21 protein-coding genes and 1 tRNA gene are annotated in these 15,440 nt (G+C 42.8%); 12 read left to right on the top strand and 10 right to left on the bottom strand.

The annotated features are described in order from the left end of the window. Window positions 1–2 precede the first annotated feature (2 nt). From GON05_RS20935 to GON05_RS20915, 5 genes are all read left to right on the top strand, one after another. Entirely contained in the window at window positions 3–1,343 is a 1,341-nt protein-coding gene (locus GON05_RS20935) for a Na+/H+ antiporter NhaC family protein (RefSeq protein WP_157321497.1), read from the top strand. Between the two features lie 19 nt (window positions 1,344–1,362). Then, window positions 1,363–1,875, top strand: a complete 513-nt coding sequence (locus tag GON05_RS20930) for a metallophosphoesterase (protein ID WP_157321495.1) — start codon at window positions 1,363–1,365, stop codon at window positions 1,873–1,875. Between the two features lie 76 nt (window positions 1,876–1,951). Next, window positions 1,952–2,125 (top strand): hypothetical protein, encoded by a 174-nt coding sequence (locus GON05_RS20925; protein ID WP_157321493.1) that lies wholly within the window; start codon window positions 1,952–1,954, stop codon window positions 2,123–2,125. Window positions 2,126–2,305: 180 nt separating this feature from the next. Then, window positions 2,306–2,623 carry a hypothetical protein gene (locus tag GON05_RS20920; protein ID WP_157321491.1) on the top strand — a complete coding sequence of 106 codons (318 nt, stop codon included), beginning with the start codon at window positions 2,306–2,308 and terminating at the stop codon, window positions 2,621–2,623. A gap of 159 nt (window positions 2,624–2,782) precedes the next feature. Next, window positions 2,783–3,289, top strand: a complete 507-nt coding sequence (locus tag GON05_RS20915) for a hypothetical protein (protein WP_157321488.1) — start codon at window positions 2,783–2,785, stop codon at window positions 3,287–3,289. Window positions 3,290–3,360: 71 nt separating this feature from the next. Here GON05_RS20915 and GON05_RS20910 read toward each other — a convergent pair. Next, window positions 3,361–3,433, bottom strand: a tRNA-Val gene (locus tag GON05_RS20910). A 372-nt stretch (window positions 3,434–3,805) separates the two neighbouring features. Between GON05_RS20910 and GON05_RS20905 the strand changes: the two genes are divergently transcribed. Continuing rightward, window positions 3,806–4,000, top strand: a complete 195-nt coding sequence (locus GON05_RS20905; RefSeq protein ID WP_079420361.1) for a hypothetical protein — start codon at window positions 3,806–3,808, stop codon at window positions 3,998–4,000. Window positions 4,001–4,091: 91 nt separating this feature from the next. Here the strand turns inward: GON05_RS20905 and GON05_RS20900 are convergent, their stop codons facing one another. The 3 genes from GON05_RS20900 to GON05_RS20890 form a co-directional block, all read right to left on the bottom strand. Beyond that, window positions 4,092–4,385 carry a hypothetical protein gene (locus GON05_RS20900; RefSeq protein WP_157321486.1) on the bottom strand — a complete coding sequence of 98 codons (294 nt, stop codon included), beginning with the start codon at window positions 4,383–4,385 and terminating at the stop codon, window positions 4,092–4,094. Between the two features lie 200 nt (window positions 4,386–4,585). Next, window positions 4,586–4,795, bottom strand: coding sequence for an alpha/beta-type small acid-soluble spore protein (locus tag GON05_RS20895; protein WP_127452072.1), 210 nt, complete (start codon window positions 4,793–4,795; stop codon window positions 4,586–4,588). A gap of 143 nt (window positions 4,796–4,938) precedes the next feature. Further along, complete coding sequence (locus tag GON05_RS20890) at window positions 4,939–5,094, bottom strand: hypothetical protein (protein ID WP_157321483.1); 156 nt, start codon at window positions 5,092–5,094, stop codon at window positions 4,939–4,941. 306 nt (window positions 5,095–5,400) lie between these two features. Between GON05_RS20890 and GON05_RS20885 the strand changes: the two genes are divergently transcribed. From GON05_RS20885 to GON05_RS20875, 3 genes are all read left to right on the top strand, one after another. Beyond that, window positions 5,401–5,727 carry a hypothetical protein gene (locus GON05_RS20885; RefSeq protein WP_127452074.1) on the top strand — a complete coding sequence of 109 codons (327 nt, stop codon included), beginning with the start codon at window positions 5,401–5,403 and terminating at the stop codon, window positions 5,725–5,727. Between the two features lie 169 nt (window positions 5,728–5,896). Then, window positions 5,897–6,445, top strand: a complete 549-nt coding sequence (locus tag GON05_RS20880; protein WP_157321481.1) for a superoxide dismutase family protein — start codon at window positions 5,897–5,899, stop codon at window positions 6,443–6,445. Window positions 6,446–6,467: 22 nt separating this feature from the next. Continuing rightward, window positions 6,468–6,986 carry a hypothetical protein gene (locus tag GON05_RS20875; RefSeq protein ID WP_157321478.1) on the top strand — a complete coding sequence of 173 codons (519 nt, stop codon included), beginning with the start codon at window positions 6,468–6,470 and terminating at the stop codon, window positions 6,984–6,986. 338 nt (window positions 6,987–7,324) lie between these two features. On the opposite strand, the gene GON05_RS20870 is transcribed toward GON05_RS20875, so the two are convergent. From GON05_RS20870 to GON05_RS20860, 3 genes are read right to left on the bottom strand one after another with little or no spacing between them, the layout of a single operon-like run. Next, window positions 7,325–8,416 carry a Ger(x)C family spore germination protein gene (locus tag GON05_RS20870; protein WP_157321476.1) on the bottom strand — a complete coding sequence of 364 codons (1,092 nt, stop codon included), beginning with the start codon at window positions 8,414–8,416 and terminating at the stop codon, window positions 7,325–7,327. After that, entirely contained in the window at window positions 8,413–9,489 is a 1,077-nt protein-coding gene (locus tag GON05_RS20865) for a GerAB/ArcD/ProY family transporter (RefSeq protein WP_157321474.1), read from the bottom strand. Before GON05_RS20865 ends, GON05_RS20870 begins: the two co-directional genes overlap by 4 nt. Window positions 9,490–9,531: 42 nt before the next feature. Further along, window positions 9,532–10,842: a spore germination protein gene (locus tag GON05_RS20860; protein ID WP_157322280.1), complete on the bottom strand. Its 1,311-nt coding sequence runs from the start codon at window positions 10,840–10,842 to the stop codon at window positions 9,532–9,534. A gap of 73 nt (window positions 10,843–10,915) precedes the next feature. On the opposite strand from GON05_RS20860, the gene GON05_RS20855 reads away from it, so the two are divergent. Beyond that, window positions 10,916–11,053 carry a hypothetical protein gene (locus GON05_RS20855; RefSeq protein ID WP_157321473.1) on the top strand — a complete coding sequence of 46 codons (138 nt, stop codon included), beginning with the start codon at window positions 10,916–10,918 and terminating at the stop codon, window positions 11,051–11,053. Between the two features lie 154 nt (window positions 11,054–11,207). Here GON05_RS20855 and GON05_RS20850 read toward each other — a convergent pair whose 3' ends face one another. After that, window positions 11,208–11,639 (bottom strand): CBS domain-containing protein, encoded by a 432-nt coding sequence (locus GON05_RS20850; protein WP_127452081.1) that lies wholly within the window; start codon window positions 11,637–11,639, stop codon window positions 11,208–11,210. A gap of 161 nt (window positions 11,640–11,800) precedes the next feature. Here GON05_RS20850 and GON05_RS20845 point away from each other — a divergent pair, with 161 nt between their 5' ends. Together GON05_RS20845 and GON05_RS20840 are read left to right on the top strand one after the other, a co-directional pair. Further along, window positions 11,801–12,262, top strand: a complete 462-nt coding sequence (locus tag GON05_RS20845) for a divergent PAP2 family protein (RefSeq protein ID WP_157321471.1) — start codon at window positions 11,801–11,803, stop codon at window positions 12,260–12,262. Window positions 12,263–12,337: 75 nt separating this feature from the next. Further along, window positions 12,338–12,775 carry a GNAT family N-acetyltransferase gene (locus tag GON05_RS20840; protein ID WP_157321469.1) on the top strand — a complete coding sequence of 146 codons (438 nt, stop codon included), beginning with the start codon at window positions 12,338–12,340 and terminating at the stop codon, window positions 12,773–12,775. Window positions 12,776–12,804: 29 nt separating this feature from the next. Here GON05_RS20840 and GON05_RS20835 read toward each other — a convergent pair whose 3' ends face one another. Then, on the bottom strand, window positions 12,805–14,382 hold the full coding sequence (locus tag GON05_RS20835) for a sensor histidine kinase (RefSeq protein ID WP_246239273.1): 1,578 nt from the start codon (window positions 14,380–14,382) through the stop codon (window positions 12,805–12,807). A gap of 167 nt (window positions 14,383–14,549) precedes the next feature. Beyond that, window positions 14,550–15,302 (bottom strand): MBL fold metallo-hydrolase, encoded by a 753-nt coding sequence (locus GON05_RS20830; protein ID WP_157321467.1) that lies wholly within the window; start codon window positions 15,300–15,302, stop codon window positions 14,550–14,552. Window positions 15,303–15,440 lie beyond the last annotated feature (138 nt).

Below are 15,440 nucleotides of genomic sequence, written 5' to 3'. Positions count from 1 at the left end.
ACATGTTAACGAATAGACAACTTGGCGTAACGATACTTATTACCATTCTTGGACTCGCTGCCGCATATGTGCTGCATATTGCCTTGGCGATTGGTTTTTCATTTGGACTCATCACATTGGTTGTCATCGTATGGCGAGGTGGAGCTGCATTCAGTGGCATTCTGCGAAGCATGGGGGAGGGCGTCAAGCACACCAAAGAAGTGATGTGGATTCTTGCATTGGTTGGCGTTGTTATCCCTACATGGACAGCTAGCGGGACTATTCCCTATATGATCGATTTAGGACTTCGCATCGTAGATCCTAGCTATTTTCTTACATTTTCGTTTGCTCTTTCCGTGTGCATTTCCATGCTGCTAGGCACTTCCACGGGGACGCTGAGTTCGGTCGGAATCCCGTTAATCGGTCTTGCTGTGCTGCTTCAAATTCCTTTGCCGATGGTTGCAGGCGCACTAGTTTCGGGGGCTTTTGTCGGTGATAGGACTTCGCCTTTTTCCAGTGCGAACCGTCTGGTGGCATCTTCCACAGGTGTTTCCGTCAAGGACTTATTCAAAGCCTTGCTGCCAACTACGATTGGGGCTGGAGGTATTACCCTCGCATTTTTCTTGTTTTGCGACATGAGAGGGAAGTGGCATCAAGAGGAAAACAATGTGCTCAGTCAGCAATTTGGCTCTGGTTTTAACTACAGCATTTGGTTGTTAGTGCCTGTGCTGCTTTTACTGTTTTCGATTTTGCTCAGATTTAAAACAAGAAACGGATTTCTCCTTTCTATCGCGAGCGCAATCGGAATTGGCCTGATTTTTCAAGGAGTCACTTGGGAGGAATGGCTGCATGCGATGTGGTTTGGTTACCACTCCATGACTTTTGAATCGCTGCAAACCAAAGGGTTGTCCAGTATGGTTGAATTAATTGTACTTATTGCACTCGCGGGAGCGTTCAACGGGATTTTAGAGGAAAATCGTGTTTTACAGGCCTATATGCAAAAATTGTTGGGAGGAAACTCCACCTCCTTATTCACAGCTACGATTCGAACCGGCTTATTTGGTCTAGGCCTTGGCCTAGTTTCGTGTACACAAACCCTCCCGATCATGATGACAGGCAGGAGTTTGCTGTCTTTCTGGGAGGAGCGCTTCCCGCGCAGCCAGCTTGCCAGAGTTGTTGCAGACTCTAGCCTCATTTTAGCTGCTATGATTCCTTGGAATATGCTCGCTATTGTATGTGGAACCATTGTAGGAGTACCAGTCGAACATTATATTAGTTATGCGCCATTTCTTTGGGTTTTGCCACTATGTACCATGATTTGGTCATATGGGGTGGGGCGTCGTGGCAGAGCCGTCGGATATTGAATTGAAGGGGAGTTGCAAGATGCCTACAACTTATTTTATTTCAGACCACCATTTCGGCCATAAAAACATCATTGACTTCGAAAACAGGCCTTTCGCAGATGTTGATGAAATGACAGAAGCCATGATAGCAAAGTGGAACGCTGTCGTCCGTAACGAGGACAAAGTTTTTCATTTAGGCGACTTTTCTTTTTTAAATAAAGAACGCACTCAGGCCATTGTTTCACAGCTGAACGGGTATAAAATCCTCATCCTGGGCAATCATGATCGGGGTAGACCGAGGACCTGGTGGCTTGATGCTGGATTTGATGAAGTAAGTGAGTATCCACTTATTTATATGAATTTCTTCTTCCTTTCGCATGAGCCAATGTATATGAATAAACAGATGCCATATTTGAATGTTCATGGGCATATTCATGGTCAGAAATATGAGGGACGTCAATATTACAATGTGAGTGTGGAACAATTAGACTATACGCCGGTGTCTTTTGAACAGATTCGCGATTCGGTTGTGGTGGATGAGGAACAGGCATAATGGCGCTTGAACGACAAGTATGAAGGTGTATAAAAGGTGGGAATAATGAGATTAATTGTTCGAGGAGGTTGATTTTATGTTAACGAATGACAAGCTGAGTGAAGCCGATATCGAAGTTATTTTGATGGCCATAGACACTTCAAAAGACGCACTACTTAAAGTGTATACGAAAGATTGGCTCGAAACGAAAATCGATGATATAAAAAACAAGCTTCACGCACAGCAGGAGGAACTGGAACGAAATCATTGAATCATGCGATCGATTCTTTTGGCAAAAAGCACTAATGATCATTGATCATTCGGGTGCTTTTTTTACAATGGATTTGAAAATGCGGGTGGTAAGTCGTACAATGATTTGAAGAGTAAATTCATGTAAGTTTTTCGGACGTAGCCTTACCTCCAATAAATTATGCCTAAGGAGATTTGAATCATGCCTCAAATGTCATCGTATAAATTGCCTTGTGGAACTAAGAAATTTTATCCTGAAAAGCTTGATTATTTAACACGTAAAGGAAATTATCTATTGTTTCATACGTTTTCACCTAAAAATAAAATGGCCTATATCATCTCTCCGAAACAGAAGGGCATGGATATCATTGTTGAAGGCCCACCGAGCGATATCGTTAACCTCTATGAAAGTATCGGCCTTGATGAACATGAGATTCGCGATGAACATGGCGTATTTATTTATAAACAAGCTCAAACAAAGGAAGAATTTGAACAGGTTTTTGAAAAGTTCGTCCGTTAGTTTTATGAAATAAATAAACTTATAGAAAGAGCACTTGAATTTATTCAAGTGTTTTTTGTTGTAATGGATGCTCTGCGATAGGGGTAATTCGAGATAATTTATACAATCACATAATTTGGGAATACTGTCTGAATATCAGAAAGTACAAGGTGGTACAAGATGTTCTATAAAAATCAACAAAAATTTTATCAAGAACCCGTGTACAAGTCCCCTTACGCTGCTGCACTTTGGTCATTATGTCTGCCAGGATTCGGGCAACTTTATGTCCGTGAATATTTTATCGGTATCATCTTACTCGGTTCTGAAATTGTCTTTAATATTTTGTCTAAATTAAACTGGTCTATTTATTACTCGTTTACTGGAAAATTGCAAGAGTCTTCCGAGATTGTCAATATGGGATGGGGGTTGTTCTATCCCTCCGTTTACGCGTTCAACATCTGGCATGCTTATAATACGGCAAAGGTCATGAATGCTAAGTTAGAAGCAGAAGGAGTTCCAAAGCCTGAAAAACTAGCACATAATATGGGCTTTTTTACTGGGCTAGTTTTTGGTATGTTTTTCGGACTGCATTGGGCATTTTTGATAAGTCCTGTTTTTTCTGGTATTGTCCTGGGATTTTCTTTGGCTATTATTGGGCATTTGATTGAGAAGTGTGTGAGTCGATGAATTTATATGTAAAAGACGTTTTAGTAAGCGTAAAAGAAAAAAGCCCTTACCTTGTAAGGACTTTCTCTGTATGACCTGTAGTGGGCTCGAACCACTGACCCCTACCCTGTCAAGATAGTGCTCTCCCAGCTGAGCTAACAAGTCGTTTTGTGAAGACAATTAGTAATATACCAAGAATTCTCAAGCATGTCAATATATAAGTTGGTTATTTTGTAAACGGATTAATTACGCCAAAATCGAAAAAGCTTGGTGAGGAGATGGTAAGTTTTACGCTTCTTTTTGGACCTGGGCATGAAGGAAAAATCGTTCGTTGAAGTTTCTAAAGTTGATGTATGACCTTTCCCCAGCAGGATGGACAGTTCATCGTCGGTTACGCCTTGCATTGTCATGGATTAGTCAACCTTTCCGCTCAATCATGTCATTAATATATCAAAAAAGTCAGCGCTTTGATATAGGACTTTCATATTAGCGGGATTTATGGTAACTTGGTGTCATTAGAGTTTGGGAGGAACAGGAATGACGAAGCAGCAGCATCGATGGAATTTGCGTTTAAAAAGCAGTAATGTATATCTAGGTACCGTATATTTGGGCGATCCGCTTCCTGAAGTAGAAGATGTGATTATGATTGGCGATAAGAAATATACAATTCTTGAGCTCGGTAGTAATCGCGATGCAAGCGATGTGTTTGTAGAAGAAGTGAAGAAGAAGTAACACATACTAAAAAGCGCTGTCTAGGAGGATTCATCCTTCTAAACAGCGCTTTTTAATTTAACTTACACTGGATCCTATGCTTTTGTATGTACTAGGCAAGGTTGTAGAGTGAGGCCAGGCAATCAACGAACATTTTGTTATATTCCTCGCGGGTGTAGTCTTTGTTGCAGGCAATGTCTCTTCCCAGGAATTGAAACCAGGTAATTTCTGTTTGCGCTTTTTTGTAAATAAATTTGCCGTGTTGGATGAGGAAGGTGTCATTCTCGAAGTAGGGGACGTTGTCAAACTGAAGCGTTTTTTCACCTTTTTGTTCGGAAACTAATGTCGCCAATAGAATAAGCATGCGGTACGGATCACGGAAAATTTCATATTGTTGTTCAGTCATGGTTTACCACTCCTTTCGTGTATAAGGGATAAAGCCATCATACTAGAGAGGTAATCTGAATAGAATATGCGAACGAAAACTCGTGAGGATATCGAAGGAACAGATGACAATATTGAAGAAATAGAAAAAAAAGACTGACAGTCACTCTAAGGAGGATCGAGTGAAATCAGTCTTTTGGAGTTTGTGCCTAAATCCAAGGATTAACGTTTAAAGCTGGAAAGTTGTTGTTCAGCGATTTGTACCAAACGCTTCGTGATGTTTCCGCCGATTGCGCCAGCATCACGAGTTGCCAAGTTACCGTTGTAGCCAGTAGGGGAGAGAGGGACACCAATTTCCTGAGCGACTTCAAACTTCAGTTGATCCAATGCTGCTTTTGCTTGTTGTACGACTAAAGTGTTGTTACTAGCCATTCAAAATCATCTCCTTTTTTATGGTACACCAGTATTATTTGAATGTTCAGAAAATTTATACGCAAAAAAATAAAAATATCTATATCATCAATAAACCCCCAACCGGTTGGCTGGGGGAGGATATATTTTAAAATAAGGATCAATTATTCCTCTTCGGATTCCACGCTTTCTTCAGCCGCAGCAGCTTCTTGACTCGCCTCTGCAACTTCTTCAGCCGCCTCTTCGTTCACTACTTCTTCAGTGGACTCTTCAGCGATTTCTTCTTCATTTTGGGATACAACTTCTTCTTCTTGGCTCATGCATTTCACCTCCTCGGTTATGTATAATATCATTCTATCCGCTTCTATCAGGCCCTACAAGAGGGTTTAGAGGGCTATGCATAGATTTAATGAAACCTTAATTCGTTTGTCAAATCCTGCTAAAATGGGGTAGCGAGGAAACTCGTTTTTTGTGCCTAAATGACTTATTTTCGCCGGATTTCTCTAATGAGCATGTTTTATTTTTCTATGAATATACATGAGGCAAGCAGCGAAAGTTCATGAATGACTAAGCTGAGCTACGCTATAAAGATAGTTTTCTCACGAAAACTCTTAGGAGGAGTCCGAATGAACCGGTCGGATGTTATTTTGGAATTACAGTTAGTCCCTGAGCTTCTCAAGCAAGCTGAAGCGATCTATGTGGATGCCGTATCTGAGCTGAGTTGGGCCAAACACGAACTATTGACGAAGGAATGTGAGGTCATAGGTGACGGATTGGTGACAGGGAAAAATGAACAGCAGCGCCAAGCTGAAATGTGGCCTTACACGAAAGATTTGCAGCAGCAAGTGTTAAGAATGGAAGATGCCGTCGAGCATACGAAGGTAGAGTTCCATTTTTACAAGCGAAAGCTTGAAAATCTACAAATTATAGCCAAATTGATGACCATTCTATAAGGGGAAATAAATGATGAGAAGCCTGCGATCGATTGATTGCGGGTTTTTTACTATTTCTGAGCATAGATGAAAATTTTATTTTTGTTATACGGTTACAGCAGAAGTCAGTTGTGCATCCTAAGGGTAGATTATGTAAAATGCTAAGTTTTCGGGAGGACGAAGATACGTTATGAAATCATTAAAAATTGTTGTGACTGTGAGTTTGGGGCTACTGGTGCTGACAGGCTGTCAAAGCGTGAAAAGTACGGCAACAGCAGAAGCTGGCTCTACGCCACCACTAGAGGTTACATTAATTGGGGCAAGTGGACAAACGGTTGGAATGGCGCAATTGGCAGCCGCTCCAGAGGGGGTACAAATTGATCTGCAAGTAAGCGGACTAACACCTGGTGCCCATGGTTTTCATATTCATGAAAAAGCCGCTTGCGATGCGCCGACATTTGATTCGGCAGGTGCTCATTTTAACCCGATGCATAAAGAACATGGTTTTCTTAATCCCAAAGGTGCGCATGCTGGAGACCTTCCTAACTTGGTCGTAGATGAGCAGGGAAATGGCCGTTTGAGTACGGTCACCAAATCCGTGGTGCTGCTTCCTGACAAGCCAAATTCATTGTTTAAGCCAGGGGGAACCTCTCTCGTCATTCATGAGAAAGCAGATGATTTGAAGACAGATCCATCCGGAAATTCTGGTAAGCGAATCGCCTGCGGTGCCGTGAAATAAAGGAAGGAGCATTCATGACAACATGATCAAAACACAGGATCTCAAATTGCAGATGGATGAACTCACCAAACAGAACGACTTAGTGCTAATTGAGCTCGAACAGGTAAAGAAAATGTTGTTAGGCGGATCTCAAAGCTCGCAAGGTGGCCAAAATCAGCAGCAAGCTTCGAATTCCGGTCAATCGCAAGCGCAGGGTGAAGATCAAGGACAGAACCAGGATCAAGCTCAAAGTCAGGCCCAAGGACAAGATCAGGGACAGGGACAGGCTCAAGGACAATCTCAAGGCCAAGGTCAGCAAGCCGGACAAAACGGCGCTAACGGCCAGCAAGTCTCAGACTTAGCCAATGAACTATTGAAAATTAAGGATTTGGTTGAAAAGCTGGAACAAAAAACATCCCAATATGTCAGCAGCCAGTCCAATAACGGGACATTAACAGAGAAGGACGCTGTCAATCTAATATTGACGTTAATGAACGGCATGGTCGATTGGGCTAGCGAATTTGTATCATCCAAAGCCTCTTCGAATGGACAGCTGCAATAACATAAAAGAGATCATGACCCAAATAAAAGAGCTGCCTGTGCAGCTCTTTTTGGTTTTTTGTCGAAACGAAACGCTTTTCATTTGTTTTTTCAGTGACGCGTTTTATTGATTCTTTAGGCGATTCGACAATATGCACTTATTTACATAATCGAGTCTGACCGATAAAGTAAAGAAGAGTTAAACGTAAAGAGACAAACCATAGATGGGGTGTAGTGTATGAGAGAAATAGATATTCATCATCTGATGAATCAACTCGGGATTCAGCCTGATCAATTACATAAATGGATGTCTGATCAAGGGAATGCCGCTAAGGTTGAAGTCACTCGTAGAGCCGATCATTATTTGATCACGCCGACCCCTTCAAGCTTCATTTCGACCCCGACGCGGAACTCTAATTCGGGATAAAGAGCTTGCCATGTATGCCATTCCTCTTCAACTGTTCCGAAGTGACGCGATCGATACTTCAATCCAAAGCCAAGAGGATCCAGGTTGTTGTCTCGAAATTTTTTTAAAAGCCGCACTATTTTTTCTTCAGAGGATTGACAAACCGCCGCTTCATATTGCGAAAGCTGATTGATTTCGAGGGGACCTGATGCCGATTCTTCAATGACACCTCTCATCTTAATGTGCATATCGACATACGGAGGTCCATTTTTAGGAATGCGAATGTGATATTTCGAATTAATGTTATCCACCGAAACGAAAAATTTCGAATCCCGAAAGGGCGCTTCAATTTCAACTTTGTTAATACTCGCTTTCATAATATTAAAAAGTCGTGTTTCATTCGAGTTTAGTGTAAGCTTTACATTCTCCTTATCAAAAAGGACGGCCGTGTTAATCGTAAAATGATTGTTAGCCGATTCCACAATGGAGAGAATGGGATCTAATCCTAGTTCTTTTTTTTTGCGATAAAAGTTGAATAGGTACTCGGAAACCACATAACCGGATTCTACCCCCGTCTTTCCAAAGCTTAGCAGCAAAGAGTTGCCGGGCATCCTCTCATGAGATATTTTTGTTCCCAATACGGCTTCTGCTGAAGGTTGTCCAACAGCAACCCAGGACACGAGTTGGATATCTCTGCGGCGATTGAGCCAATCCAATTCATTGATGCCATTTTCCTTCAGAAACGGATACCCAAAAATAATAATTTTGGCATGACCGAAATCTAGTTCTTTGTCGACCTTAGACTTCAGCAATCGAACAGCTTCTGTGATGGAGTTGGCATCCTGTGCGATCAATTCGTATTGCGCGGAACTATTATCGAGACTATTTCCAGGAACGGCTAGTTTAAGCGATATCCGATATTTCATATCTTTATGTTCAGATTTATCAATGCCAATGGAAACAACGAAAAATCGTTTGTCAATATCCTTGAAGCCGCACCCTCCGCACAGGCACAAGAGCAGCAGGATGAAGAGCCATTTCTTCACGCCATTTTCCTCCTGGCAAAAATAACAATGATGATCACCAAGGCAATTTCAGAAGCCAACCTCACGTTTAAATAAAGAGTGCCAAAATTGAATAAGGAGTCGTCGTTGAAGAAGTAGCTGAGTAGAAACGTAACCCCGCCCATAAGGGCTATAACGGCCCAAGTGAAGTAGCTTTTTTCTTTTTGGCTAGGAATCAGCTCTTTAAAAAATTCAATCCCGACATGCCAATGGATAAAGGAACCGGCTAAGCTAATATTGGTGTACAGCAGCATGAAAATAAATAAGACCCTTTCGACTAAACCAAATTCTACCCGCATAGAATCTGAGGTTGAAATCCAAGGGTAAATGTAAGTATTCACGGCCATTGTTCCATGATACCCCACTGGAATCAGAAAGCTCGTTAACAAAACACAAGTGCCAACAATCGGGATTGTCCAGAGTAAGGGGATTTTTTTATTTGGTGTAAGAAGCCTGTTGAAGATAACCAAATTCGTATATCCTGTGAAAATGTAGGTGCCAGCAGATAAGGAGTCCCATGTTGGCCTATTCAGAATATGAGTGGCAATTTCAAAACAAGCATCATAATGCATGGCTTCGTTCGTTACGGCTTTATATAAGACCCATACAATAACAGGGACATTGGTAACCAGTAAGATTTCCATGCAAAAAAGAACGGATTCCGATTTCAAACGGGCAATCATGCCGACAACAGTCACGAAAGCCAGCACGATTAACATCGACGAAATGTCCGGATTAATATATTTTTTTGTGATCTCGCTAAATGCAATCAGCGTAATCATGCCGGCCAAATACCAGATAACAATGAAATAGATCAAAATGGGAATACGCACCCATCGCGGCGCGTGTTGTTTTAATATTTCCGGGAAACCCTGTCCGGGGAACTTCGCGATTGATTTGACGAACACATACAGGAGGGTAAAACCGATCGGTATGGACAAAACCAACGATAGCATACTTCCTTCAAATCTGTGTGAGAGCAGAATGCGAGGCACGAAAAGGATGATATTCGCCAGCATATTTAATAAAACCAAATAGTAAAAATAATGGACCATCGGTGCAATCACCCCACTCAATTAAGACTCGTAGGACTCGCTTTATTTTCGGTAGAAAAATAAGCGTAAATAAGGAACGCCAAAGCTTCTTAAATTTGACAAATAGGCTGTCATGCCAATGAGTCCAAGGACGACGCCAGTGATGCCTAACATGGATGCCAGCAGGACAAGTGGATATTTCATGATTCTCATGGCGAAGCTCATTGAATTGATGGGAACGACAAAATTGGAGATCGCCACCGTCGACACAATGATGATCATAATATTGCTAATTAAGCCTGCGGAAGTAGCGGCTTGTCCCAGAATTAATCCGCCAACGGTAGTTGCTGTGGACCCTACGGACTTCGGCAAGCGGATACTTGCTTCCAATAATAGCTCCATCAGGATCAACATGAGCAAGACTTCGACATACGCCGGATAAGGCACAGAAGCCCGGCTACCGGCAATGGACAGCGCAACCTGGACCCGGAATATTTCCGGATTATAGGCAGTTAGCGCGACGTAGGCTGCAGGTAAAATCAAACTTAGGAATAAGGCGATGTAGCGTAAGATAAGCAGAAAATAACTAACTAAAGAAAGCTGATAGTTGTCATCCATCGCCGAGTAGAAATCATAAAACACGACAGGCAAAATCAGAACAAATGGTGTTCCTTCGAGCATTAAGATTATTTTTCCTTGTGAAAGATTTAGAATGGTTCTGTCGGGACGTTCTGTCGTCAGGAAGGTGGGAAAGATAGAGTACTTTTGTTTGTTCAAAAGTTGGGTAAGCTCGCTTGTCGATTGCAAAGTGTCAACTTTGATCTCATCAATCATTCTTCTTACTTGGTCAAGTACCTGATGGTCAACTTGCAAATCATCGTACATGATGCACAGTCTGGATTTGGACAACCGACCGAGCTCTAAGCACTCCACGCGCAAGGAGTTGTTCTGATAGCGAAAGCGGATCAGGTTGATATTTGTATCAATGTGCTCGCTAAAGCCCGTTTGCGGTCCTTGAATCGTCGCTTCCACTTGAGCATCGCTTAGCGCGGCTGCTTTTATTTGTGCGGCATTGAAGAGCAGAATGCGCTCTCTGAGCACAATGGCGACATGGCCCGAAGTAATTTTGTTCAGAGCATCAACATTGGAAGCGGGCCGATTGCAGCCTGGAAAAGAGAGTAAGTAATTTTCATACTCAGCTTCCTGTTTCATTTGGAAAAAGGGTTGAATGATTTCATCCCGGATCAAGCTGCTGTCACAAATATTGGTAATAAATAAAATTTCGGCCTGAATATGATTGGATTGCATCATACGATGCTCCAAATCGTCGGAAGGGCCTAATTTATCTAGCAGCCATTGCTTGTTCTGGCTCATTGGATTCAAGGATACCCTTCCTTTCCAAGCAAAGTTTTCCTCTTAGTCTGTCTCTGGAAGGCAGACCCTATCCATGGCTAAAGGGAAACTGGCTGATTCAGGAAGTGAAGAAGATAATCTTGAAATTGCGTGGGTGGCGCTGTTTTTTCTGGTGGGAGGAGCGTTTTCTGCTTGGGAAATAAGAAAAGCGAGAGGGGGAGGCAATTCGTAATGAGACGTGGCAGCGGGGGAAGCGGGTGATCCGTTCCTGGGAGGAACGGACCCGATCTTCCGAGATTCCACTCAGTGGAGCAAATGACCACAGAGCCGCGATTTTAGATAAAATGAATGAGGGTTTGGAAAAGGACAGGTCTGGAGTGCCGTGACTACCTCTCTCCTGCAGCGGAGGGGGATTTGAACACGACTTGCTTCGCGCAATATTCAATGATTTCGCTTCTTCGCACAATGCCGATGAATTTATCGGAGTCATCAACAATCGGCACGAAGTTTTGCACTTTGGCTAAATCAATGAGATCTACCATGTCCGCATGGATATGGACAGGTTTGTTTTGCACGCGTAGCGGAACCTCAGACAGCAAATGCCGGTGCGCATTCTCAAACGTTATGCCTTCCGAATTTTTCAAAAACCATAACAAATCGCCTTCAGTGACAGTCCCTACATAATGACCATCGTCGGATAATATCGGTACCGCGGTATAACGGTGATATTCCATACGCTCAAGTGTTTGACGAAGCGTTGTTTGTAATGTTGTTGTAATAACCTCTGATTTCGGTAAAAGGAAAAAAGCGATATTCATCATTCACACTCCTTAGAGTTTTCATAAGAAAACTGACGTTGCTAGCAAAGGCTTGGAGTTTTTCGCAGGAAAACTTTCTTCGTAAGCTAACACTCCTATTGTATCAAAATTTACGAATAGAATCTAAACCTGTGTTGGATGCTACAAGAGAGGTGAGCAGAATGAATAGAGCGCTTATAACAGCACTGCTAGGAATTGGTACCGCACAGGCGATAAAAATGCCTCTTACTTATATGACAACGAAGAAGTGGGACTGGTCGCAACTCATTCAAACCGGTGGAATGCCCAGTTCGCACTCCGCGGGTGTGTCGGCTTTAGCTACTTATATCGCTATGAAAAGAGGGCTCTCGGCCGTTGATTTTGCCATTACCTCAGTGTTTGGCGCTGTCGTCATGTACGACGCCATGGGAGTTCGCTATGCTGCTGGGGAGATTGCGGTAGAAGTGAATGAAATTGATGTGCAGGTAGAGCGGCTAGCTAAACAGCATCCGGGCCTATACCATGCTCGCAGACGGAAAGCTTTGAAGGAAAGACTGGGGCATTTGCCACGGGAAGTCTTGGGCGGTGCGATTTTGGGGGTAGCCATCGGCGCTTCCAGCTATTTGTTGGAGAAAAAGAGGTAGGCTTTGACGCGTGTGGACATCCTTTCTTGAATGAGATAAGATCAAGGAATATTCATTGAAAGGAAGAAAGTCCACATGGAAATCATTCGCGTTACTAGTCATGATCAACTGAAAGATTGTTTTAAGGTTCGTTTCAAAGTATTTGTCGACGAGCAGCAAGTGCCTGAACATTTGGAGATGGACGAAAAGGATGAATCGCCGGAAGCCAGCCATCATTTTCTTATTCTAGACGGCGAACAACCGGTAGCCGCAGCCCGTTGGTATGAGTACCAGCCCCAAACCGCCAAATTGCAGCGTGTAGCTGTTTTGAAAGAATATAGAGGCCAATCCCTCGGCAAGCAAATCATTCTGGCTATGGAGCAGCAAGCCCGCGAGTTGAACTGCACGTCATCCATTCTGGATGCTCAGTGCCAGGCTGAGGGCTTTTATAGTCAATTAGGATATCATGTCATCTCGACAGAACCATTCTACGATGCAGGCATTCTGCACGTAAGAATGAAAAAGCCGCTGTAACTACAGCGGCTTTTTTTGCTATGGTGATGTTATTGCGCTAATGGGAAAGTAATGATGAATCGTGTGCCGGTGCCAAGCTCGCTTTCCACCTCCAGCGTACCTTGGTGATCTTGCACGATTTTGTAGCAGATCGATAAACCAAGCCCTGTGCCGGATTCTTTGGTCGTGAAGAAAGGATGGAAAATCTTCTCTAATTGTTCGTTTGGAATCCCAGGGCCATTATCGGCAATGACCACAGTCACGCTTTTGGCATCAGACGTTAATTGCATGTGTACGACACCGTTTTCTTCCATGGCTTCGCAGGCATTTTTTACGAGATTGAGAAGCAATTGAATCATTTTATCCTGATCCATCAAGACAAGGACGGGTTCCGTCGCTTCTTTGTAATGAATTTGATGGCCGAATCGGGTTGCTTCCGACTCCATCAGCGCGATAACCCTGAGCACACACTCGTGCAAGGAGTAGACGCGAAAATCGATGCTATGAGGCTTGGAGAACTGCAGGAATTCTCCGGTTAAATCACTCATGCGATCAATTTCTTCCATAATCAAGCTGTACCAATTTTCTATATTGTAACCGTTTGCTTTGGAGATTTGTAGAAATCCTTTGACCGTTGTAAGCGGGTTTCGTATTTCGTGAGCCATACCGGAAGCCAATTCGCCGATTACCCTTAGCTTATCGGATCGAAGCATATGCTCTTCACGCTTTAGCCAAGACTCCCGTTTACTCGTAAATAAGTTATTCTCAGCTAACAAGATCAGATCATCTTTCGTCAAGCCGTCCAGCGGATAGGAAGCAATCCCGTATGTAATTTGGATACCAGTTAGTTTAGGCAGTTCGGAGTCCAGCTTTAGTTTTAAAGAAGAGGTCGCTGATTGGTCAGCAACTAACGGCATAACCACTGCGAATTCATCACCGCCGTATCTCGCTATGAAGAGCGCATCTTTAAACAAGATTTGGAGGAGCTCCGCCATCTGCTTCAAGATAAAGTTTCCAGCCTGAAAACCGCGGGTCGTATTCATCGATTTCAAATCCGTGCAGTCGATCAGAATCAGGACCAGACCCTGTTTCTGACGAATGAGCTGCTCAAGCCGGCGATGGGACTCTTCATAGTTGTAAAGGCCTGTTAGCGAATCCTGCTGCGAGAATAAGTAACGTTCCTTTTTCAACCGGTCAGCTTGTTTGAGCGTGGAATATGTTGCTTTCGTCAGTAATGCAACCGTTGTGAAATGCAGCAAGCATTCAATCGCATAAATCCATAGCAAGTCATATAGCCCTTTAATAAGATAAACATTGCCTAAAAAAATAAGTGCGTAGGAGGCGGACAGCACCCACGATTTTTTGCGATTTTCTTCTGTATAAATATCGTAAAGCAGCGTTAGTATGTATAGAGGGAAGATCAAGTTTATATGACCTATGTAATGTAAGAAGCCAATGATCAGTAGTCGAAGCCATGGCATTCCTGCATGTTTGAATGGAATACGGAAGCTTATCAAGTACAGTAAAACGAGAAGGATTTGTAAAGGAGTGTTAATGGAAGTGTGGAGAACTGTCGTATATAGCATAAAAACAAATGCGTAAGCAAAAAGAATCCAATTGATTATCAAAGTATCATCTCCTGCAAATTACGATGTCCAGAATAACCACTCTTGTGACATGTTCTCTGTCTCTTACCCAAATCCTGCTTTCAGGCAAAAAGAATAGGAAATAAACACGGATTTTCGCGAAAAAAGAACCTTCAGGAGGTTGAATTCCTAAGGTTCCATGATGATAATTATTCTGGAAGATCAATAATTTCGTGCTGGGCGGCAAACCGCATATGGCCTGTTTTGCCAATGAAATCGCTCATATTGTCGGCATAATGCATGAGATAGATCCGCTGCTGAATATGTTCAGGTAACGTAAGCAATTCGTCAAGTGTAGCATGGATGAACCCTTGGCCGCTTAATTGACAATCATGAAAGATCGTATGACAGTTTCTTTTGGCGGCAACTTCGTGTATGAGCAGCTCTTCACTGAAGCGGACATCCGCACTATAGAAGATTCGGTCGTTAATAAACAGCGAGTAGCTGGGCTTACTGGAAATATGAAGTGTGGGCACAAGTTCAATGGTTAAACCAGGGCCTATGACAACAGGCACTTGTTCCTCAATCACAATGACGTCAAAATAATCCTCGAGGGAATGATAGCCGTCTTCCGGATTATACATGCCGCCTTTCAAAGTGTTTTCCCATAACGTATCTGCAATTGCTTGAGTCAGGTAGAGCTTTGTTTTTTTCTGATTGCTTTCATATAATAAGCGGAAAGCCATTTCTTCCAATCCGCCAACGTGATCGGCATGAATGTGTGAAATCACGATGCCATCGATTTGATCGGGCTGTAGCTGTATGTCGTAAAGCGATTTTGGCGTTGTTGAGCCACAGTCGATGAGTAGATTTCTTTCGTTTGAACGGATTAATGCGCTTGTATTATAAAATGTTTTGGCAAAAGCACTGCCGGTTCCCAACATTTGAATTTGCAAACTCATTCAGCCGCCCCCATTTTTCGACAAAAAACATCTTTTTCTAATGTAGCATGGGAGGTTGTACGATTTCAACCATAATATGTATGGCGTATAAGCTTAAAGTACGATGTATACATAAGTTTATTTCATTTAAGGTGATGA

It is taken from the genome of Paenibacillus anseongensis (assembly GCF_009757995.1).
GTDB classification, from domain to species: Bacteria; Bacillota; Bacilli; order Paenibacillales; family NBRC-103111; genus Paenibacillus_E; species Paenibacillus_E chondroitinus.
Note: the sequence above shows the minus strand (reverse complement) of the source record. Positions and strands in the feature narration are given on the sequence as shown.